This is a genomic window from Chryseobacterium sp. AG363 (assembly GCF_003610675.1).
Taxonomy (GTDB): domain Bacteria; phylum Bacteroidota; class Bacteroidia; order Flavobacteriales; family Weeksellaceae; genus Chryseobacterium; species Chryseobacterium cucumeris.
This window is the reverse complement of record NZ_RAQF01000002.1, coordinates 1,810,721-1,832,787: the sequence shown is the minus strand read 5'-3', so window position 1 is coordinate 1,832,787 and position 22,067 is coordinate 1,810,721. Positions and strand designations below refer to the sequence as shown.

Below are 22,067 nucleotides of genomic sequence, written 5' to 3'. Positions count from 1 at the left end.
TAATGCCGGAAATTAGAGTTTTGTATTATAATAAGATGGTGTTTTTTAGAAATATCATCTAAGGATCAGTGTGTAAATCATGTCTTCACCCGAAAAAGAATTTTTAGAGAAAATTGAAAAGCACAAAGGTGTTGTTTTCAAAATCTCTAAAATGTATATGGATAATAAGGACGACCAGAATGACCTCTATCAGGAGATCATTTACCAGGCCTGGAAATCATATGGTGATTTTCAAAAGAGGAGTGATTTCTCCACATGGCTGTACAGAACTGCACTCAACACAGCAATTGTTTTTCTGCGAAGTGAAAAAAAACGTAGTTTTATACAGAATCAGAATGTCGATGGGCTGAATGCCCGGCAGGAACCTTATAATGATACGGATGATATGAATATGAAGCGGATGTATGAAGCTATCCATCAGCTAAGCCCCATTGATAAAGCCCTTATATTCTTTTTTTTAGAGGGTTTTTCCGGAAAAGAGATTGCTGTACAGCTGGGAATTACTGAAGTGAATACACGGGTAAAGCTGAAGAGAGCAAAAGAAAAGCTGAAAGAGATCATTACCAGACAGGGAACAGATTCCTATTAAAAATAACACTATGGATTTAGAAAATTTTAAAGAACTTTGGAATAAAGATACAGGACAGGAATCCCCTGAAATTTCTCTGGAAAAACAGAAGGAAATACATTCTCCACTGCAGATGCTGAAAGTGAATATGGAAACTGAATTCTGGCTGATGATTGTAACACTGCCTTTGCTGTTAACAGGTTTTCCTTTCGCCTCTAAGGATTCTAATATTAAAACGATTTCAGTATTTGTCACGATCCTGACCGTTGCTATTATTGTTTATTTTTATTCCCGCTTCCTGAAATTGTATAAGCTGCTTAGAAAAAACAGTACCAATACAAATTATGATCTGTTTACGCTCAAAACGCAGCTTCTCATCTCGAAAGAAATTTATATCTCATATTATATTTCTTATATCCCGCTTGGATTTCTTTTGTCTCTGATCCAGATCAATTTTCATTTTGACAGGGAATATAACCTGGCTATTTTCGGGATCAGTCTTCTGATTACCCTTTTGTTGATTGCTTTTATTATCAGATACTGGATCTATTATATGTACGGAAGATACATTGATGATGTAGTGCGTTGGGTAGATGAACTGAATGGAATTGAAGTAAGACCAAAACGTGAAAAGAAAAAAACATGGTTTGAACGTTCACAGAAATTTTTCATGAATAAAATGGGAATTAAAGGAAACATCCTGAATACCGTCATATGGTTTGTATCCATGTATTTTTTTATTATTTTATTTCTGACAATTGTTCTTTTGATCATTATCATAGTAGGAGCAAAACTTCATTTTCTGGATATCGGATCATTGCAGAGGGCTTTAAATAAACTGAATTAGAAATTACGCTGTATTCTGTAAAATTTCTATCTTTAGAAAATTGAGTTGTAAAAAAATGTCACATGGATGATTTTAAAAATCAGGTGTATTCTATAGAAGAATTTCTGGAACTGGTAAAGAGCAAACAGGATAGGCAAGCATCCTTTGACCCGGAATATAATTATGCAGTCTATTCTTCAACAGATGAGTTTAAACCCGAAATGAAAGTTTTTATCGGAGATCCTTTGGATATTGGTGAGCATGATAATGAAATCTTACCTGATTTTGTTTTTCATAACAAACTTCATTATATGTGTTCTGATGAAAATATTCAGGATGTGGTAGATCTTGCTTTAAGACAGCGTGCTGATATTAGCTCTTCTCAGCTTATCACAGCTCTGAACCATTATCTTGAAAAAGATGATTTCTTAGATTTTAAATAATAAAAGAATTAAATACTTAAAAACAATAAGCTGATATCAAAAATATCAGCTTATTGTTTTTTTTTTATGTAACATTTTTTGTTTTTTTTCTACTAACTGACCAGGTCAGAAAAAATTATTTCGACTCATACTATTCTGAGGAAATAGTAAAAAAACTTAAAAAACACACAATGAGGCCTGGCAGTATTTTCTGTCAGGTTTTTTTATTTCTTTTGTAAAAATCTGTAACAATTTTTTTAAACGAAAACTAACTCTATAGAGTAACAAGCTATGACCTCATTAGAACAAGAGTTTATCAGTAAAATTGGACAGCATAAAGGAATCCTGTTTAAGATTGCTAAGATGTATATGACTGATAAGGACGATCGTGATGATCTTTTTCAGGAGATTACCTATCAGCTCTGGAAAGGATTTCCCGGTTTCAGAGGTGAAAGTGAATTTTCTACATGGCTGTACAGAATCGCTTTGAATACCGCTATTATTTTCCTTAAAAAAGAAAAGAGAAGAAGCTTTATTTCTCATGAAGATTTTTCTAACCAACTCATTATCCAGGAAGATTATGATGATCGTAAAGAAGAGCGCCTGACTGAAATGTACAAAGCTATCCATCAGCTTAATTCTATTGATAAGGCTTTTATATTCTATTATCTGGAAGATTTTTCAGGAAAGCAGATTGCCGAACAAATGGGGATTTCAGAGGGCAATGCAAGAGTGAAAATGAACCGGGCCAAAAATAAACTTAAAGATATCTTAAGCCAAATAAAAACCAACCAACATTAAAATCAGTAATCCAATGAATATCGATGAATTGAAAAATACCTGGAACGAAGATATTGTGGAGGAAACTCCCGAAATAACCATAGAACAGAGAAATAAACTGAATCTTCCCCTTGAAAAAATACGTAAGAATATGCGTGTTGAATTCTGGTGGATGATAGGAATCTTTGTCTTTGCTTTTCTGGTGTGCTCTGTGTGCAGACCATTTAAACTTCAGTTGTACATAACCGTATTGATTGCCTCCATGCTTATTGTTACTGTTTTCTTTTTCAGCAAGTTTTTTAAACTGTATAATGAAATCAGTAATCCTGCACCTAAAACTTATGATTCTTTGAAAGATCTCGTGATGCAGCTCAATCTTAACAAACAGTATTACCTCTCATACTATATCAGTTTTGCCCCATTTCTGGTGTGTGAAATCCTTATTGTCCTGGAGTTTATCCCGTGGCCACAACCTTTGAGCGAATTGAAGATTGCAGTGGTCTTAATTAGTACAGTAACCGTAGGATTATTTTTGCTTTATATTGTTGGAAGGTTCTGGTATCAGCGCTACTATGGAAGATACATCCAATATATTGAAGGTCTTTTGGAAGAATTAAAAAGATAAAAAGAGTTCAGCGGGCTGAAAGCCCGCCGAATCTATATTCATTACTGTCCTTTATGTTCTTTTTCTTTGGCAATTTCGTTTTTTATCCAATCCAGCTGTGGGTCTTTTTTATCAATAATATCCTGCATGTTTTCAGTAACAGTCACATCAGGAACAACACCTTTCCGTGAATCTGAAAAACTGATATTAGGTTGTACTAAAAGTAATCCTATGGGAAATCTGATTTCAGAATTGGGAAGCTTTTGGTAGGAATAAAAACCGGCCACAGTTCCGTCATTGGCACCACCTGTTTCTTCTCCCACAAGCGTTGCTCTTTTATCATTTTTAAGTTTGGCGGTAATAATAGACGATGCCGAGAAACTTCCTCCGTTAATCAGTACAAAAATTTTTCCATGGAAGGCATCCTTTTTGGGTTTTGTAGGTTTGTCAGCTTTCATCTTGTAGAATACTTTTCCATCCTTTTTATAGGTACTGAAAGTCTGCGCAAGAAAAAAACTCGGATAAGCGATACTTTTAAGAGCATACTCTAAAGGAGTACTTTTTCTGAAATAATTGGTACGCAGAGGGGCATTTCTTGAAGTTAACTGAGAAGGCTTGATCAGCGTAAAAGGTTCATCAGCTAAATAAGAATACAGGTTGTTGATTTCATACAAGGAGCCGCCATAATTATTTCGGACATCTATGATGAGGTAAGGAGATTTTGCAAGGTTGATCTTGGCAAAAGTCTTTTTATAAAACTCATCCGAATAATCCCTTGAAAAGCTTTTCACCTTAATATAAGCAATAGTACTGTCTTTGTCCAGAAACTTAAAACTTCTGTTATAAGAATTACTGGAAGCTACATAGTCGTTCAGTTTCTTTTCCGGGGTCTTTTTCTGCATTTCCTTATCCTTTTCAAGATCAGCGTCAGATTTTGTTTCTCTGGTTAAGGTATACGTCTTTTTTTCTCCCTGGTATAGGGTTTCAAGAGTAGCTTTGCTGTCAAATCCATTTTCGGCAGTATAAAAATTAAAGAACAGATCTTTTAAAAAATACGGGTGGAAAGTGGTATTATCACCATCACTGCTGATCAGACTTCTGTACTTCTTGATATAATCGGATACAGGAATATTATTGATGGATAAAATTTCAGTTCCCGGTTTTATATGTTCAATAGAATCTTTGTTTTGAATAATATACATCTGATCTCCTGAAATATAATATTCAAAACGGCTGAACATCCCTTTCTGATGTTCCAGCCTTTTTATTTCACTTTTGGTAAATTTTTTTCTGGGAATTCTCAATGAGAGATGTCCTTCTCGAATTCCTGCAATGACAGGTTGAAGTTTGAAATAAAACTGAAGAGGAGTAAGAGGCTCGGTGAGGGTCTGTTTAAGACTGTCAAATTTACGTTCCAGTTCCTTCCTGGGAATATACCAGTATAATTGAGGGTGCATTTGCTGTAGTTTTGAATACGCAAAGTCCACATCTTCTTTAAGTTGCTCCGGTGGAATACATGAGGCCCGTTGTTCGTTGTGTTTTTTTATAGAGGCACAAGACGAAAAAATAACGAGAAGAAATATTACCGAATAATTTTTCAATGTATCTGAGTTTTTTAGGGTGCTAAAATAGAAAGTTTAAAATTAATCCCGAGCTAAACGAGTAATAAATTTTTAAAAATACATGATAAATTTAGTTAAAAAATGGAGTAAAATGGAATAAACTTTCATTTAAAAGCAAAAGTCAATACATTTGATATTTATTTCGTACAGATGATTTACTGGATTATTACGTGTATAGCTGTTTTGACGGTAACTTTTTTTATAGTGATCAATATGAAGGCATTTGGTGGAGTGCCAAAAGGAAAGAGGCTGAAGCGTATCAGACAGTCAAAACTTTATAAAAAGAAACAGTTCAGGAATATCAGTCATACTCCTTCCATTACTGAAGGCTACAAGATGTGGAAAGTAACCTACGATTTCTTTTTAGGAAAAAAAGATCCGTTGTTGAAACCTTTAACAGCCATTCCATCTCTTCATACCAATCTGAAAAATATTGATAAAAACGAGGATGTATTGATCTGGCTGGGACATTCATCTTATTATCTGCAGACAGATGGAGTTTCCTTTTTAATAGATCCTGTGCTAAGTCTTTATGGATCACCTTTTAAATACTTTAATAAGGCTTTCAAAGGATCAGATATTTTTAAACCTGAAGATATTCCGAATATTGACTATCTTGTGATAACGCATGATCATTTTGACCACCTGGATTACCCAACTGTAAAATCTATCGTAGAAAGAACAGGAATGGCCATTATTCCTTTAGGAGTAGGGGCACATCTGGAAAGATGGGGTTATCCTGAGAGCAAACTTATTGAAGAAGAATGGGGAACAGAAGTTGCCCTGGAAAATAATATAAAAATTGTCTTTACTCCTGCCAGACATTTTTCCGGCAGAAGGGTAAGACAGAATGATACGCTATGGAGTTCCTATGTTCTGATAACACCTACAAAAAGAATTTTCTTAGGCGGAGATAGTGGCTATGATTCTCATTTTAAAACAATAGGCGAACAATATGGCCCTTTCGATTATGCTGTTCTTGAGAATGGACAATATGGAGAGGCATGGAGGTATATCCATACATTGCCGGAAGATGTTATTCAGGCTGCTATTGATCTTAAAGCAGAACGAATTATCCCGGTTCATGCTGCCAAATTTGCATTGGCACTTCATCCGTGGAATGAACCTTTACAAAAGATAACGGCTCTTGGAAGAGAAAAAAAACTGAACATCCTCACTCCGATGATCGGAGAGGTCGTAGATCTGAATCAGTCAGAACAAAAGTTTACAGCCTGGTGGGAAAGCTGATCAGGCATGCCAGATTTCTTTATATCTTGCGGGATGATTTTCAAACTGTTGTCTTACAAAATCACATTCCGGGTCTACAAGCAAATCTTTCTCTTCTGCGTAGCGTACAAGTTCATCCAGCAATAGTTTAGCGTATCCTTTTCCCTCACGCTCTTCGTCAAGTTTCGTATAATATACAATAAGCAGTCTTCCGTCAACCTCTATAGACATATAACCTGCCTTTTTCTCATCGATAAGTAGCTGCAATTCATCCTGATATTGAGATACCTGAAACTTTATATTTTCCATAACAATGTAAGATTTGGTTGATCAAAAATAATTTGAGAAAATTTCTTTAAAAACATTCTCTTCATTAAAATTACGAAATTAAACTATATGAAATAATAATTTATGGGAATCTTAACGAATTTTATAACATAAGTGGATAAAAGATAAAAGATAAAAGATAAAAGATAAAAGATAAAAGATAAAAGATAAAAGATAAAAGATAAAAGATATTACCATTAAATATCTGTATGCCAGGATCAATAGAGATGGGCTTAGCCCGCCACATGATATATAATTCTCTACGGCTTTTAGACGAAACTTAAATATGTGTTTTTATAAATCTGCAATGTGTTGATTATTAATGTGTAATAGGGTTGTTACTTAATAATTCTTAGGATATAATCATAACCTTAAAATAATTAATGTTTAAGAATTTAATAAAAAATACAGAAAATAATTCAAAGATAATCAGTTGTTTGTGGTTTTTTTTAACAAATATTAGTATTTGTAATTAATAATTGGCACTTTAATTGACTATCACTTGGTAATTATTTTTAAAGTGGAATGAAATGAAAAAGTTAATATTAACAGCATTATTGGTTGGGACATTCAGCTTAAGTTATGCCCAGTCAGATTATTATAATGATTACAGAAGGAGTATCTCTGATATCAACTGGCAAAGAGTAATTACTGATCTTGTGCTTTCAACAACACAGGCTAATCAGATTTATGTGTTAAATGACAGATATCGTGATTATGATACCTGGAATAGAGTGTATGTGGTGGAACCGGGAAGATGGAGAAACGACCGTTATTCAGAGCTGGAAAGAATTCTGGGTAGAGAAAAGTATATCATCTTTAAAAAGAAGTACTACAGAGGACAGAATCCTGTAATTGTTTACGGAAGAAACAAAAACGATTATAAAAAATACCGTAAACAACAGGAGAAGTATTATAAAAATCAGGAAAAATATTACAAAAAACAAAACAAACATCATGGTCACGGACATGATGATTGGGATTAGATTATTATCAACTCAATATTCACTTTTAAATGGCTGGCAGCATTGTCAGCCATTTAATTTTTTAATCCTATAATTTTATGATTAATTTGTTTGATTTTTATAACTTTGATTTATGGAATCACACGAATCACTGAATGGTTTTTATGAAAGGAATGCTCCTAATCTGGCATCTCAATGTGTTGGGGTGAATAAAATGGGGCACTTCAATGTCTTTTCACGGGAGTATTGCTCTCCGCATACTCCTTACAGCAGGAGAGATTATTATAAGATTTCACTCATCATTGGAAAAGGAAAACTTCACTATGCTGATAAATGGATCAAAGTAGATCGCCCCGCCTTATTGTTTTCCAATCCCATTATTCCTTATTCCTGGGAAGCTGATGATGAAGATCAGAAAGGTTGGTTCTGCCTTTTTACCGATCAGTTTCTCCACAATGGAAGCCGTATGGGAAACCTTCAGGATTCTCCGCTGTTCAAGATTGGAGGAACACCTGTTTTCTTTGTCGATGAGGAGCAGCAGAAGATACTTTCTGAGATGTATATCAAAATGATGACGGAGATTCAGTCAGATTATATCCACAAGTATGATATGTTGAGAGCATATCTTCATCTGATGATACATGAAACAATGAGAATGCAGCCGGCAGAAAGCTTTGAACCTTATCAGAATGCTTCCCAAAGAGTGGCGTCCTTGTTTATGGAACTATTGGAAAGACAGTTTCCTATCGACAGCCCTGAGGCCTTTTTGAAATTAAAAACCCCGAATGATTATGCTCAAAGTCTTTCCATTCATGTGAATTCTTTGAACCGTTCGGTAAAAGAGATTACAGGAAAAACAACCAGCCAGCAGATCACCGCAAGGATTATTCAGGAAGCCAATGCCTTGCTGAAACATACGGATTGGAATATTTCTGAGATTGCCTACGGATTAGGCTTTGAAGAACCTGCTTATTTCACCAATTATTTTAAAAAACAAACCGGAATTACTCCCAATGCCTTAAGAATGGATGTTGTTTGAATTTTATAATTCTTAGTTTGAATTCTATATCGTGGTTGGTTTCCGGATGTTCTAATTTTGTCATATAAAATTAAATCATACCTATCATGAAATTTAAAAAATTAGGAAACACAGAAGAACAGTTATCAGCAATCGGTTTAGGATGTATGGGAATGAGCTTTGCTTATGGTCCTACAGACGAGCAGGAAAGTATCAATACCCTGCACAGAGCGCTGGATTTAGGCGTCAACTTTTGGGATACAGCAGATATGTATGCTAATGGAGAAAATGAAAAACTGATCTCCAAGGTTTTAGTGCCAAACAGAGATAAGATTTTTATTGCAACCAAATTCGGATTCAGGTTTAAAGATGGTAAAGCAAGTCACAGTGGAGCTCCCGGAACATACTTCGACGGCTCTCCGGAATGGATCAGACAGGCAGTAGATTTAAGTCTTCAAAGATTAAAGATTGATACCATTGACCTGTATTATGCCCACAGAATAGATCCCAATGTTCCTGTAGAAGAAACAGTAGGCGCTATGGCAGAGCTGGTGAAAGCAGGAAAAGTAAAATATATCGGATTATCTGAAGCTTCTGCAGAATCTATCAGAAAAGCGAACAAAATTCACCCTATTGCCGCCTTACAGTCAGAATATTCCATCCTTACCAAAGATGTTGAAAAAGAGATTTTACCAACCATCAGAGAGCTTGGGATTTCTTTAGTCCCTTATTCCCCATTGGCAAGAGGACTTTTTACCAATATTTATGAAGCGCAGAATCTTGGCGATGACGATTTTAGAAAATCATTACCGCGTTATCAGCAGGAGTATCTTGAAAATAATACCAAACTGGCTAACGAAATCAATGAGTTGGCAGCTTCCAAAGGAGTAAAAGGAACCCAGCTTGCCTTAGCATGGGTGTTGAATCAGGGAGATGATATTATCCCGATTCCTGGTACAAAACGAATCAAATATCTTGAAGAAAACATTGCCGCTGTTAATATTGAGCTTTCTCAATCAGATCTGGATACCATTGATGCGATCCTGAAAAAATACCCTAATGTGGGAGAAAGATACAATGAAGGTTCAATGAAACTGGTGAACAATTAAAGACTATGTTAGATAAAAACTGAGTTCCTGATAATGAAGGAGCTCAGTTTTTTTGTTTTAAATTTTAAAATGAAAAACACTCAGCTATGAACAGAAGGGAATTATTAAAGAACGGATTATTGGTAGGAACATTAAGCATGATTCCTTTTTCCGGTTTAATGGCACAGTCTAAAACAACTGTTGAAAAAACTGGCGATGACCTTTCCGGTTTTAAAAAATTAAAATTGGGTGAACTGGAAGTTTTTGTACTAACAGACGGATATATTCATGAAGAAAACCTTAACTCATTCGCTCCCAGAGGAAATATTACAGAATTGAAATCAATCCTTAAAAACAATTTCAGACCGGAAAATTATATCGATATGGCGATGAATATTCTATTAGTTAAAACAAAAAATAAACTCATTTTATTCGATACCGGAATGGGGATTTTTGCTGATGAAAGAACCGGATTTCTATTAAAAAGTCTCCAAAAAGCAGGATTTTCCGCGAAAGATGTTACTGATGTCTTCATCTCTCACGCCCATCCAGATCACATTGGCGGAGTCGTGGATAAACAAAACCAGTTTATTTTCCCCAATGCTGATATTTTTATTTCTAAGATAGAACATGATTTCTGGATGAAAGCTTCCATCAAAGATTTCAGTAACAGTGCTTTGAAAACACAACCTGGATTTCTTAATCAGATTATTCCTGCAATTCAGAATATTTTGAAAACGATTCAGCCTAAACTGAAATTTTATGACCTTAATCATCCATTATATGACTATTTTAGTTTCCAGTTAGCTCCCGGTCACACTCCCGGTTTAACGGTTACAACCATCTCTTCAGAAAATGAAAAGCTGATCTATATCGCAGATTTGATTCATTCTGATGTCATTCTTTTTCCACATCCTGAATGGGGCTATTTCGGTGACACCGATCTGGATATTGCAACGGCATCAAGAAAAAAACTCCTTCAACAATTGGCAGATACTAGGATCAGAGCATTTGCTTATCATTTACCATGGCCAGGTTTGGGATACACAAAGAAAAAAGCAACAGCATTTGAATGGTTCCCGGAAAGTTTTATGAATTAGGTAATAGGCTGAAGGTGAAAGGATAAGAGGATTAGGAATAAGTGATATATCGACATTGATTAATACATATGTGCTCAGTATTCCTCTCCTCCGGAGGGGTGGCAAAAATTCAAAGAATTTTTGACGGGGTGGTCAAAAACGGGATGATACATCATACATGCAATACAATCAATAGCAGCGGACTTTAGTCCGCTTTCAAAAACAGTATTCCTCTATCCGCCTTCAGCCAAAACTTATTCATCACCTCACTGAAACAACAGATCCTCCCAGGCAACGGAAGGATCTGTTTCAAACATAAGAAAAAATTAGAGTTTTATCATTAAGCTTCTCCAAATACCAATTCAGGAGAATAAAGCTTTCTGAACATGATGTAAGTTACCGTTAACACAGAAAAGGCAACAATTGCATCTACCGTAGACGGAAAACCCAGGACCGCAATTTTTGAAAAGAAAGCAAAAAGAATATCAAAGAACATTCCTGCAAATACCCATTCTTTTAATCTTAATAATCTATTGGGAAGCAGAAGAACCAGAACTCCAGCAATTTTAAAAACACCTAATATATAAATGAAATGAGGCGGATAGCCAAGCTGTTGAGTAATGTCCCACACCACCGAATTTTTTGTCAGTTCAAAGAAACCGCTGGCCCCAAACCATAATGACATAAAAATAGCACCTGACCAATAGATAATTTTTGTAGTTTTTGTTTTCATTGTTGTAATTTTTAGTGATAATTAAATTGTACAGTATTTTATTTAAAAGCTGTTTTTGCTGATCCTGAGATTTCTCCCGTTCTCCTATTCTGAATAAAAGCGATGACTTCCCAGTTTTCCGGAGAAAAGCCTTCCGGCAGTTTAAATGTTGTGATTCCTTCCTGCTGCTTAGTCAAAATGATTGGGTTTTGCTTATGAACAATTTGCCAATGATGAAGATGACGTCCCTCATTTTCACCTTTTCCTACCTGAGTAGAAGAATGTTTTTCAATCAAATTAATAAGAAGTATATTCTGAGGATCGGTGGAAGGCGCTTTATACTGAACATTAACTGCATTCTGAGAAACGGTTGCAGATAATTCTACATTTGTTTTTTTAGAAGCAAACAAGGCTTTCTGAATGGCATTTTTGATATTGTTTTCATCAGAGCCTACAAATTCTGTTTTTCCGTTGACTATCAGCTGTGGAGTATAAACCTGTGAATTCAATATTCGGCTGTACTGCTGTTGTCGTTGAGAGTTTTCAGAACTACTGAATCGGTCTTTCCACCCAAGGCGGTTCCAGTAATCAACATGGTAGGAGAGTAGATACACAGGTTCATCCTTATATTCTTTTTCAATTTTTCCCATCAGCTCATCAGCAGGAGGACAGCTTGAGCAGCCTTCTGAAGTAAAAAGTTCCAAAACAGCAAATCCGTTATTCTCAGAAGCTTGAGATTGTGATGTCTTTTGTTCTTTATTTTGATGGATAAATGCTGAGGTAGCAAATAGTAATGCGGTGAAAGCGCTTACTGTGATTAAGTTTTTTAGTATCATGTCTTTTAATTTGATTCAAAAGTAGATACTCTTCAAAGGCAAAAGAATGCAAAAAAGGGTAAACCGGACAAATTAAGAGGTGAATCCGGAAATTGTGAGGGGAAGGGTTTTAGGATGGAAGCTGGAAGTTTCAGAGCACGAAATGGAATACAGGTTTATTTTTAATATAAGCCAGGAAGCTTAAAAAATTAACAAAAGAAAACCCTGATCATCTCAATCAGGGCTATAATTTATTTAAATAAGACTTTGTCTTCAAGTACTTCAAGCATCCATCCTCCATCTTCCTTACTGCTTTATCTATCCTCCAGCCAAGTAAAAAAACTATGGGTCTTTTCTTTGTTAATCAAAAGTTTTTCAGGGGTTTCAATAGTGAGTTTTACCAGTATTTTACGCTGAAAATAATGTTCCATCTCCTTAATGGCTTTAAAATTAACAAGATATTGTCTGTTAACTCTGAAAAACTGCTTGTCAGACACCTGTTCTGCCACTTGTCCCAAAGGCTGCGTAAGGGGAAACTGTTCTTTGGTGAACGTAACCAGATGGGTGATCTCATTATGGATATAAAAATACGCAATGTCTTCAGTAGGAATCGTAGTATATTTCTGATTTTTAAAGACCAGGAAGTTGCTTTTACCCGCAGGCTGATTCATTTTCTGTATGATAAATTCCAGATCCGGAAGATCATTCTTCTGGAAGAATTTTTTCAATTCGTCAACCTTTCTCAGAGCTTCGGCAATATCTTCTTTTGAAAATGGTTTTAAAACATAATCAACGCCTTTACTTTTAAAAGCATCCAGCATATATTGATCAAAAGCAGTACAAAAAACCACAGGACAGGTGATCTCCACCGATTTGAAAATTTCAAAGGAAAGTCCGTCCGAAAGATGGATATCCATAAAAATAAGATCGGGTTTAATGTCCTTTAAGCCTTCAATACTTGTTTCAATACTGTCATAAACACCCAGTATTTTTGAGTCCGGTTTTAAGTCTGATATCAAATTCTGCAGGGATTTTGCAGCCCGGAATTCATCTTCAATAATGATTATATTCATGGATTAATGGTAATTTTATCTGAAACTTTTTTTCGTCTGAGTTAATCATAATATCCTTTTCCAGCAAATGTTTGTAACGCATTTTAATATTGTCAAGACCAACTCCCAAAGAATCTTCAGGATTCACTTTTCGCTGTATAGGATTTTCAATTACAATATGATCATCAGCAGTGTAAATTTTAATATGTAAAGGTTTGCTTTGAGAAACAATATTATGTTTGATACAGTTCTCCACCAAAAGCTGAAGCGTAAAAGGAGGAATAAGGGTTTGGGCGGTTTCTTTTCCAAGTTCGTTGGTGAACTTAATTCCTTCTCCAAAACGGGCTTTCTGAAGGAATAAATAAGAATCTACTATTTTCATTTCTTCCTGAACGCTGATGAGGTCCAGTTTTCTGCTTTCCAGTGTAAATCTGTAAAAATCAGATAATTTTACAATAAAATCAACAGTTTCTTCATCACGGGTTTCGGCCATCAGTTTTAATGTGTTCAGACTGTTAAAAAGAAAATGAGGGTTGATCTGCTGTTTTAACAATTCATATTGAGCTCCTAAATTGTCACTTTTTACCTTTTCCAGTTCAAGCTGTACCTGTTGTCCTGTATAATTATTCTGAAGAAGGCTCAGGAACATATAGCACACCAGATTGATCAGGATTCCTCTTACCTCGATCATCAGCATCACCGGACCAAAATTAATATGGGAGAGAATCAGCTGCTGAATCCAGGCCAGGCCAAACATAATTACCATACCAAAAGCGAGTACTACCATCAATCTTGAATACGAGATATGCTGTCTGCGTTTTGTGGTGCGGTTCAGCATATAAATATTGATGTACCACATGATCACCGAAAATGCTGCCGTAATAGCTGAGTTGACCACGGCTTCTTTCCAGTCGAATTGATGGGATGCCAACTGAGGTACGGATGATAAAATACCCAGGAAAATGGAGCTTATCCAGATAATAGCTTGTGAGATTTTTATTTTTTGCTGTTGCATGAAATCTGCTGATTTGAAAAGGTTAAATTAACCTTTTTTATTTAAAATATTATGATAAATAGTGAAACTGTAGTTTTTTATTAAGGCCTGTTTACAGGGCGGTAACTCATAAAATACTGTATTCTTTCTTCTTTATTGGGAGAGCTGTTTTGTGGTAGATTATTTTTTATATCATAGGAAACCTTTCCAGAATGATCAGCCTGAACAGTTTCAATACTTACCAATTCTCCGGTGATGGTTCCTCCGATATATTGAGGATTATCATGATACTTCCAGGTTACCAGTTTCATCACAGAACCGGCTTCAGGGGTCTGGATTTCTTTTGTTAAAGATTCCAGTGCTTTTTCGTTCCCATATAAGGCAGACATAGTTTCTTTTTTAGGACTTAAAGAATTAGAGATAAATTTGAGAGGTCCCGGGTCAAAGACAACCCTTGAAAGGCCATTATTCATATCACTATTTTCTTTGCTGCAGGCGGTAAGAGAAACAAGGCTTACCAATAAGATCAGGATTGTATTTTTCATTTTTTCTGTAAATTTTGAATTAGTCTTTGGGTATTTACTTTCATGGGAACATCAAACAGGTATCCTGTTTTTTCTGCGAGTTGTCTGTGGCAGGCAATGCAGGATTCTTTGGCGAAGGAAGCCGTTTTTCCTGTTGGATGGAGATCATCTCCTGAGAATTTCGCAAATCCCCAACCCTCAGTATCTTGATATTGCTTGGAATCTTTGACCATAAACTGCGCATTGATAAATTTCCCGGGTCTGATTTCCCCATTTGGAAGTTCCTGTTGCTTCCACACAGATTTTACTACAATACTTCCTTCTGGCCAAGGATGAAAATCTTCAGTTTCTACCGCTTTTACAGCGATGTCATTTCCATAGATTACACGGATGGAATTGTCAAAAAGAGTACTCATGCTGATGACTTTCCAATTTTTAAAATCAGGAGTATATTGAACTCCATTGGGAGAAACCGGAAATTGAGCTGGAGCTAGGTCAGTTTTAGCTGCAGAAGGTGAATTGGGCACAGTTTTATTTTGTATAGAAGGTTGTACTGAGGATAATGAAAGTGTATATTTTTTGATCGTTTCAATATCTTTTGCTGTAATCTTGGCTGAAGGATGCAGAAGGGTGTACTCATGGAGAGGCATTTTACCACTTTGCATCATATTGAGGATAGCGTACATTTTTCCCTGATGTTCTGCAGGAGATAACTTTTCCCATTCTGAGAAGTTCAAGACTTCTCTGGCTCTTTTGATATCTTTGTTTACAGCCCAGGAAACATGAGCAAGTTTATCATACCAGCTTAAATTCTGCTGGTTGGAATGACAGCTGAAACATGAGTTTTCAAGAATACTGATCACTTCCTTTGGCGCTTCAATTTTTCCTGTAACCGGTTTCCCTTCCAAAGGTGTGCTGAATAACTGCAACCCTCCGAAAATTCCTAGAATAGCCAGAAATGCGATGGCAATGGGATTTCTTTTTTTCTTTACGGTATCCATAATGCGTATTGTTTTATTTTTCTGGATCAAAAGTAGGCGGGTAGTACATGCTGTGAAACGGAAAACTGTCCGAGCTGGACAAATCAAAAGGCGAATCCGGAATTTTTAACCCCGAAAATCTACAAGAAAAATCCCGGTAATTGTATTACCGGGACTTGATTAAATCTGTTGTTTATAAAGTAATACCACCATCTATCACAATTTCAGTTCCGGTGACATAGCCTGAAATTTGATCATCTGACAAATAGGTAACCAGTTTGGCAATCTCTTCAGCGGTTCCCATTTTCTTCATTGGAATCTGTTCTATGAGATGGTTTTGGATATTTTTCAAAGTTTCTTCATCCAGGCCTGCTTTACTCATGATTTCTGTTTTTATCGGACCCGGACTTATCATATTCACTCTGATTTTTCTTGGAGCCAATTCTGCTGCTGCCGTTTTGGCAATAGAATTCAGCGCGGCTTTGCTTGCCTGATAAGCTGAACTGTTGGGTTTATAGGTAGACGCAACAATAGAAGATAAAAAGATGACAGAAGCACCATCATTTAACAATGGTATGAATTTGCTTAATGTAAAATAAGCTCCTCTGAAATTAATATTCATCACCTGATCGAAATTTTCAACATCCATATTTTCAATAGGAGTCAGAGTTCCGGTAATTCCTGCATTGATAAACAGAATATCTGCTTTACCGAACTTTTTCTCTACTTCTTTCTTCAACAGATCAATATCATCAAGATTAGACTGGTCTGCTATGAACGGGATTGCTCCAAGTTCCTGAGCTGCTTTTTCTACAGCTTCTTTTCGTCTTCCGGTAATGATTACGGTTGCTCCTTCTGAGATAAGTTCTTTGGCTGCAGCGAATCCTATTCCGCTGTTTCCTCCTGTTACGATAGCCAGTTTATGGGTTAATTTTTTCATTGTAAAATTTTTTGACAAAGTTATTTCAAAATGGTATACTTTTGTAACCAGTATCACAGAGTATACCAGTATCATTCTTGATATCACTTAACTTTGCAGCTATGGAAAGAGATCAGACAGAAGAACTTAGAGCCTTGCAGGATACCCTTTATTTTATCGGAGGAAAATGGCGTATTCCTGTTATCAATTCACTTTGTAACGGAAACAGACGTTTCAGGGAAATTGAACGAAGTATTCCCGGAATTACTACCAGAATGCTTTCCAAAGAACTGAAAGATATGGAACTGAATAAACTGCTAAAACGCACCGTTTACCCGGAAACTCCTGTTTTAATAGAATACGAACCTACAGAATACTGCCGAACCTTTGGAAATATCATTCAGGAAATGATCAACTGGGGCAGGGAGCATAGGAGAGTGATTGTGGAAGACAGGTAAGGTGGCAGATGTTAGATTGCAGGGATTAGAATTAGGGATGCGTTGATCTTGATGAGTATATATGTACTCACTATTCCCCTCCTCTGGAGGGGTGTCAAAAATTCAAAGAATTTTTGACGGGGTGGTTTTTAAATAGTTCAGTTTTTAAATTCCGGAGTGGTTACAAAAAAAAGCTCCTTAAAAAGGAGCTTTCATTTATATCAAAACGAACAATTAAATTCCGTCAATGATTTCATTTAAAACCGTACTAGGTCTCATTGCTGCATACGTTTTATATGTGTCAGTTTTGTAGTATCCTTCAATGTTCTGAGGTTTACCCTGAGCACCAATTAATTCAGCATTGATTACTTCTTCGTTTTCCTGCATTGCCTGAGCAACAGGAGCAAACTGAGCTGCCAATTCAGCATCTGCAGTCTGGTTAGCTAGTGCTTCAGCCCAGTACATTGCTAAATAGAAGTGAGAACCTCTGTTATCGATCTGACCTACTTTTCTTGCAGGAGATTTATCTGTAGCTAAGAATTTAGCGTTAGCTTCATCCAATGCATCAGCCAGAACCTGAGATTTCGTATTTCCCTGAGTTTGTGCCAGGTGCTCTAAAGAAGCCTGAAGCGCTAAGAATTCACCTAGAGAATCCCATCTTAAGTATCCTTCTTCTAAGAACTGCTCAACGTGTTTTGGAGCAGAACCTCCGGCACCAGTTTCAAATAAACCACCACCGTTCATCAATGGTACAATAGAAAGCATTTTTGCAGAAGTACCAAGCTCAAGGATTGGGAAAAGGTCTGTTAAATAATCTCTCAATACGTTTCCGGAAACTGAGATTGTATCTTTACCTTCTCTTGCTCTTTTCAACGTTTCAGTCATAGCATCTTTTACATCAAGGATTCTGATGTCAAGACCTGTTGTATCATGATCAGCAAGATATTTCTCTACTTTTTTGATGATTTCTCGGTCGTGAGCTCTTCCTTTGTCTAACCAGAAGATAGCAGGAGTATCAGATAATCTTGATCTGTTTACAGCTAATTTTACCCAGTCCTGGATAGGAGCATCTTTAGTCTGACACATTCTGAAGATATCATCTTTTTCTACTTTCTGAGAAAGAAGAATGTTTCCAGCTTCGTCCTGAACTTCTACAGTTCCGTCAGCAGCTACTTGGAAAGTTTTATCGTGAGAACCATATTCTTCAGCTTTCTGAGCCATTAAACCTACGTTTGGAACAGATCCCATAGTGGTAGGGTCTAATTTTCCGTGCGCTTTCATATCATCAATCACAGATTGATAGAAACCAGCATAAGAACGGTCTGGAATGATACAAACGGTATCTTCCTCATTTCCGTCTTTGTTCCACATTTTACCTCCTCCTCTTACAAGGGCAGCCATAGAGGCATCGACGATGATGTCAGAAGGTACGTGGAAGTTGGTAATTCCTTTGTCAGAATTTACCATTGCCACTCTAGGTCCTGCAGCAAGAGCTTTTTCAATATCAGCTTTAATGTCAGCTTCCTGAGCATTTCCTTTGATTTTTTCAAAAAGATCCGCAAGACCGTTATTTGGATTGATGTCTAAAGACTTGAAAGTCTCAGCATATTTTGTAAATACTTCTTTGAAGAAAGTCTCAACGATAGCCCCGAAAATGATTGGGTCAGAGATTTTCATCATTGTTGCTTTAAGGTGAGCAGAAAGAAGTACATTTCTTTTCTTAGCTTCCTCGATAGCTTCCTGAACGAACGCTCTTAATGCATTAAGGTTCATTACAGAAGAGTCAATTACTTCACCAGCCTGAAGACCTGCGAAGTCTTTCAATACAGATTCAGAACCGTCGTTTCCTTTGAATACGATTCTGTATTTGGTAGCATTTTCTAACGTTGTAGAAGTTTCTGTACCGTAGAAATCACCATTGTTCATGTGAGCTACGTCAGTTTTGCTGTCAGATGCCCAGTTACCCATTCTGTGAGGGTTTGCTTTTGCATAGTTTTTAACAGCTTTTGGAGCACGTCTGTCAGAGTTTCCTTCTCTTAATACTGGGTTTACAGCACTTCCTAATACTTTAGCATATTTAGCTTTGATTGCTTTTTCTTCGTCATTTTTAGGCTCTGCAGGATAGTTTGGAACTGCGAAACCTTTACCTTGTAATTCAGCAATCGCTGCATCCAATTGAGGTACAGAAGCAGAAATGTTCGGTAACTTAATGATGTTGGCTTCAGGTTTTGTTGCCAATTCTCCAAGTTCTGCCAAAGCATCACCGATCTTTTGGTCGTCTTTTAAAAACTCAGGGAAGTTGGCTAAAATTCTTCCTGCCAAAGAAATGTCCGGTACTGCGATTTCGATATCTGCTGATTTTGTAAAAGCTTTTACGATAGGTAAAAACGAGTGAGTAGCCAGCATTGGAGCTTCATCAGTAAGTGTGTAATAGATTTTTGATTTTTCTGACATTATACTGTTATTTTTTATTTGAAATTTTAAGTCCCACAAATTTAGTAAATATCATTGTTTTATTTAAGATATTTCCATAAAAAAAAGAGGCTTTTGACTCTTTATATTGATATCTGCTTAATTTATGTTCACCTTCCGGTTATATTTATTTTAGAAATAATTTTATAATGTTCAGAGGCTGAACTTTTTGTCCTTAAAATCAGGCTTTTTTGAGGCTGTAGTTATATAGTAATTATGTCTGATAAAACTGATTATCAATAAGATGTTTTTTATTTTCACTTTAAGATTAATTTAACCATAATAAAACCGGAAAAATTTTCTTTTTTGATTACATTTGAAAAAATAAAAAAATAAATATTATGTCAACGACAATCACTTTAAAAGGAAACGAAGTACACACAATAGGAGCATTACCATCAGTAGGAACCACTGTAAAAGACTTTGCATTGGTAGATTCAGGATTAAATGTAAAAACACTTCAAAATTTTGACGGAAAGAAAAAAGTATTCAATATTTTCCCAAGCATTGATACCCCTACCTGTGCTGCTTCTTCCAGAAAATTCAATGAGGAAGCTTCAAAGCTTGATAATACGGTGATCATCAATGTTTCTAAAGACCTTCCATTTGCATTAGGAAGATTCTGCGCGGCAGAAGGATTGAATAATGTAGAAACACTTTCAGACTTCAGAAGCAGCTTCGGAGACGATTATGAAGTGACCATCGCAGATTCTCCTATGAAAGGATTACTGAGCCGCGCCGTTATCGTTACAGACGAAAACAACAAAGTAGTATATACAGAGCAGGTTCCGGAAATTGCTAATGAACCTAATTACGATGCCGCTCTTGCAGCATTGAAATAATAAAATAATTTTTGTAGAAAAGCCTTGTGAATATGATTTTGCAAGGCTTTTTTAATCAAAAAAATTGAACATGGTAAAAAGAATCGTAGTCAATATTAAAACCAATGATCTTTCCAGAGCCCATCAATTTTATCAGGATATTTTAGAACTGGATGTTTTGATGGATCATGGCTGGATTAAAACGCTGGGTAACGAAGAAGAAGCCAAAGTTCAGATCAGCTTTGCTGAACAGGGTGGAAACGATACGGAAGTTCCTGATCTTTCCATTGAAGTGGATAATGTGAATGAAGTGTATGAAAAGATGAAAAAGGCCGGTTTTGAAATCACTTACGAACTTACCCATGAAGAATGGGGAGTACGAAGATTTTTCGTTATAGATCCATTTGATAGACTGATTAATATACTGTCTCACCAATAAAAACAGTTTTATGAATCAGTATGTTTTACCGTAATTAAACATTATTAATGATCCGGATCATTAAATAATAAGATGAATAAAACCTACCTTTACAGTTTGACAATAGAATGAAACGTTCAGGAACTGCAGATTTACCCCTTCACTATGGCAAAGTACCGCCATGGCTGTATGAGCGTATGTCTGTTCTTGGGCTTTCCATTATTGAAGTCATTCTCATGGATTATGGTAAAGATGAGGTTCTACGCCGGTTGGCAGATCCATTCTGGTTTCAGAGTTTTGGAGCGGTGATGGGAATGGACTGGCATTCTTCAGGGATTACCACTTCCGTTATGGGAGCTTTAAAACGTTCTGTTAACCCAAATTCTCAGTCGCTGGGACTTTATATCTGTGGCGGAAAAGGGAAGTTTTCCCGCGAAACTCCATCAGAGCTTATTAAAATTGCAGATAAAACCGGACTGAACGGAACAGAACTGGTAAGAGCCAGCAAGCTTTCTGCAAAAGTAGATAATACGGCCATCCAGGATGGTTACCAGCTGTATTTACACAATTTCATTCTTTCAGACAATGGAAACTGGAGCGTCATTCAGCAGGGAATGCATGAATCTGACGGAACAGCAAGACGTTACCACTGGCACTCGGAAAACATTACCTCTTTTGTAGAACAGCCCCACACAGGAATTAATGGGATTTCAAGAGGGAGAATTCTTAACCTTACGGATACCGAAGCCTCGGATAACAGAAAAGGAATTCTGAATATTTCCCATACCGATTCTGCAGAAGTGATGAAAGATTTTGCACGACTGATTCTTCCTGCCCACCATGATGTGCAGGCCTCTGATGTTGATCTGAAACGTCTCGGAGCCCTTCTGTATGTTACCAGAGAACAGCAGCCACAGAATTTTGAAGACCTGCTGATGCTGGAAGGAGTAGGTCCAAGAACCATGCAGTCTTTGGCTTTGGTAAGTGAAGTGATTCATGGAGCACCCTCAAGATTTGCAGATCCGGCAAGGTTTTCCTTTGCTCATGGCGGTAAAGACGGACATCCTTTCCCTGTTCCGATCAATACATATGATGACAGTATCAGCATTCTCAGAAAAGGGATTGAAAAATCCAAACTTGGAAATTCTGATAAGCTGAATTCTTTAAATAAACTTCATCAGATCATAGCAAAAGCAGAAAAAGATTTCACTCCGGATTTTGATATTCAGCAGGTGATTGAAGAAGAAAGGCAGAATTCCTGGCGTTTTGGTGGGAAAACGGTTTTCGGCGATGCCCAGAAACCCACTGCTCCAAAATCAATACAGCTTTCCCTGTTTTGAAAAAATATTTCCTGTAAAAAGCTTACAATGACTGTATCGGCAGATAGTCATTCCCAT

At 36.4% G+C, this 22,067-nt stretch carries 24 protein-coding genes; 14 read left to right on the top strand and 10 right to left on the bottom strand.

All coding sequences use genetic code 11. The features are described from left to right. Positions 1-79 precede the first annotated feature (79 nt). The 5 genes from DEU39_RS08390 (at position 80) to DEU39_RS08370 (ending at position 3,221) form a co-directional block, all read left to right on the top strand. A complete protein-coding gene (locus DEU39_RS08390) occupies positions 80-589 on the top strand; it encodes an RNA polymerase sigma factor (RefSeq protein ID WP_062675295.1) in 510 nt (169 codons plus the stop codon). Positions 590-599: 10 nt separating this feature from the next. Then, entirely contained in the window at positions 600-1,415 is an 816-nt protein-coding gene (locus DEU39_RS08385; RefSeq protein WP_062675294.1) for a hypothetical protein, read from the top strand. 62 nt (positions 1,416-1,477) lie between these two features. Next, entirely contained in the window at positions 1,478-1,837 is a 360-nt protein-coding gene (locus tag DEU39_RS08380) for a hypothetical protein (RefSeq protein WP_062675293.1), read from the top strand. Positions 1,838-2,107: 270 nt separating this feature from the next. Continuing rightward, the gene (locus DEU39_RS08375; RefSeq protein ID WP_120231605.1) at positions 2,108-2,617 is read left to right on the top strand and encodes an RNA polymerase sigma factor; all 510 of its coding nucleotides are present in this window, start codon (positions 2,108-2,110) and stop codon (positions 2,615-2,617) included. A gap of 13 nt (positions 2,618-2,630) precedes the next feature. Next, positions 2,631-3,221, top strand: a complete 591-nt coding sequence (locus DEU39_RS08370; RefSeq protein ID WP_120231604.1) for a hypothetical protein — start codon at positions 2,631-2,633, stop codon at positions 3,219-3,221. A 41-nt stretch (positions 3,222-3,262) separates the two neighbouring features. Here the strand turns inward: DEU39_RS08370 and DEU39_RS08365 are convergent, their stop codons facing one another. Then, a complete protein-coding gene (locus DEU39_RS08365) occupies positions 3,263-4,657 on the bottom strand; it encodes a S41 family peptidase (RefSeq protein WP_228436707.1) in 1,395 nt (464 codons plus the stop codon). Between the two features lie 378 nt (positions 4,658-5,035). Here DEU39_RS08365 and DEU39_RS08360 point away from each other — a divergent pair, with 378 nt between their 5' ends. After that, on the top strand, positions 5,036-6,070 hold the full coding sequence (locus tag DEU39_RS08360) for an MBL fold metallo-hydrolase (protein WP_228436705.1): 1,035 nt from the start codon (positions 5,036-5,038) through the stop codon (positions 6,068-6,070). On the opposite strand, the gene DEU39_RS08355 is transcribed toward DEU39_RS08360, so the two are convergent. After that, positions 6,071-6,358: a GNAT family N-acetyltransferase gene (locus DEU39_RS08355; protein ID WP_062675288.1), complete on the bottom strand. Its 288-nt coding sequence runs from the start codon at positions 6,356-6,358 to the stop codon at positions 6,071-6,073. A gap of 548 nt (positions 6,359-6,906) precedes the next feature. On the opposite strand from DEU39_RS08355, the gene DEU39_RS08350 reads away from it, so the two are divergent. The 4 genes from DEU39_RS08350 (at position 6,907) to DEU39_RS08335 (ending at position 10,547) form a co-directional block, all read left to right on the top strand. Continuing rightward, a complete protein-coding gene (locus DEU39_RS08350) occupies positions 6,907-7,362 on the top strand; it encodes a hypothetical protein (RefSeq protein WP_120231602.1) in 456 nt (151 codons plus the stop codon). A gap of 112 nt (positions 7,363-7,474) precedes the next feature. Continuing rightward, complete coding sequence (locus tag DEU39_RS08345; RefSeq protein ID WP_120231601.1) at positions 7,475-8,380, top strand: helix-turn-helix domain-containing protein; 906 nt, start codon at positions 7,475-7,477, stop codon at positions 8,378-8,380. Between the two features lie 86 nt (positions 8,381-8,466). Further along, positions 8,467-9,468, top strand: a complete 1,002-nt coding sequence (locus tag DEU39_RS08340; RefSeq protein ID WP_120231600.1) for an aldo/keto reductase — start codon at positions 8,467-8,469, stop codon at positions 9,466-9,468. An 86-nt stretch (positions 9,469-9,554) separates the two neighbouring features. Beyond that, positions 9,555-10,547, top strand: a complete 993-nt coding sequence (locus tag DEU39_RS08335) for an MBL fold metallo-hydrolase (RefSeq protein WP_120231599.1) — start codon at positions 9,555-9,557, stop codon at positions 10,545-10,547. A 319-nt stretch (positions 10,548-10,866) separates the two neighbouring features. Here the strand turns inward: DEU39_RS08335 and DEU39_RS08330 are convergent, their stop codons facing one another. From DEU39_RS08330 to DEU39_RS08300, 7 genes are all read right to left on the bottom strand, one after another. Then, positions 10,867-11,259, bottom strand: a complete 393-nt coding sequence (locus tag DEU39_RS08330; protein WP_062675283.1) for a DoxX family protein — start codon at positions 11,257-11,259, stop codon at positions 10,867-10,869. Positions 11,260-11,297: 38 nt separating this feature from the next. Further along, complete coding sequence (locus DEU39_RS08325) at positions 11,298-12,074, bottom strand: DUF1223 domain-containing protein (RefSeq protein WP_120231598.1); 777 nt, start codon at positions 12,072-12,074, stop codon at positions 11,298-11,300. 293 nt (positions 12,075-12,367) lie between these two features. Beyond that, a complete protein-coding gene (locus tag DEU39_RS08320) occupies positions 12,368-13,126 on the bottom strand; it encodes a LytR/AlgR family response regulator transcription factor (RefSeq protein ID WP_062675281.1) in 759 nt (252 codons plus the stop codon). Further along, positions 13,107-14,120: a sensor histidine kinase gene (locus DEU39_RS08315; protein ID WP_120231597.1), complete on the bottom strand. Its 1,014-nt coding sequence runs from the start codon at positions 14,118-14,120 to the stop codon at positions 13,107-13,109. Before DEU39_RS08315 ends, DEU39_RS08320 begins: the two co-directional genes overlap by 20 nt. An 80-nt stretch (positions 14,121-14,200) precedes the next feature. Continuing rightward, positions 14,201-14,644: a hypothetical protein gene (locus DEU39_RS08310; RefSeq protein WP_120231596.1), complete on the bottom strand. Its 444-nt coding sequence runs from the start codon at positions 14,642-14,644 to the stop codon at positions 14,201-14,203. Further along, the gene (locus tag DEU39_RS08305) at positions 14,641-15,624 is read right to left on the bottom strand and encodes a heme-binding domain-containing protein (RefSeq protein WP_120231595.1); all 984 of its coding nucleotides are present in this window, start codon (positions 15,622-15,624) and stop codon (positions 14,641-14,643) included. The genes DEU39_RS08310 and DEU39_RS08305 overlap by 4 nt, the downstream gene beginning before the upstream one ends. A 172-nt stretch (positions 15,625-15,796) precedes the next feature. Then, the gene (locus DEU39_RS08300) at positions 15,797-16,543 is read right to left on the bottom strand and encodes an SDR family oxidoreductase (RefSeq protein WP_228432193.1); all 747 of its coding nucleotides are present in this window, start codon (positions 16,541-16,543) and stop codon (positions 15,797-15,799) included. 101 nt (positions 16,544-16,644) lie between these two features. On the opposite strand from DEU39_RS08300, the gene DEU39_RS08295 reads away from it, so the two are divergent. After that, positions 16,645-16,980: a winged helix-turn-helix transcriptional regulator gene (locus tag DEU39_RS08295; protein ID WP_047377604.1), complete on the top strand. Its 336-nt coding sequence runs from the start codon at positions 16,645-16,647 to the stop codon at positions 16,978-16,980. Between the two features lie 213 nt (positions 16,981-17,193). On the opposite strand, the gene DEU39_RS08290 is transcribed toward DEU39_RS08295, so the two are convergent. Next, on the bottom strand, positions 17,194-19,413 hold the full coding sequence (locus DEU39_RS08290) for an NADP-dependent isocitrate dehydrogenase (protein ID WP_120231593.1): 2,220 nt from the start codon (positions 19,411-19,413) through the stop codon (positions 17,194-17,196). Between the two features lie 359 nt (positions 19,414-19,772). On the opposite strand from DEU39_RS08290, the gene tpx reads away from it, so the two are divergent. From tpx to DEU39_RS08275, 3 genes are all read left to right on the top strand, one after another. Further along, positions 19,773-20,273 carry a thiol peroxidase gene (gene tpx, locus DEU39_RS08285; protein WP_062675275.1) on the top strand — a complete coding sequence of 167 codons (501 nt, stop codon included), beginning with the start codon at positions 19,773-19,775 and terminating at the stop codon, positions 20,271-20,273. A 70-nt stretch (positions 20,274-20,343) separates the two neighbouring features. Next, positions 20,344-20,691 carry a VOC family protein gene (locus DEU39_RS08280; protein ID WP_120231592.1) on the top strand — a complete coding sequence of 116 codons (348 nt, stop codon included), beginning with the start codon at positions 20,344-20,346 and terminating at the stop codon, positions 20,689-20,691. Between the two features lie 107 nt (positions 20,692-20,798). After that, complete coding sequence (locus tag DEU39_RS08275) at positions 20,799-22,010, top strand: DUF763 domain-containing protein (RefSeq protein WP_120231591.1); 1,212 nt, start codon at positions 20,799-20,801, stop codon at positions 22,008-22,010. Positions 22,011-22,067: the final 57 nt, after the last annotated feature.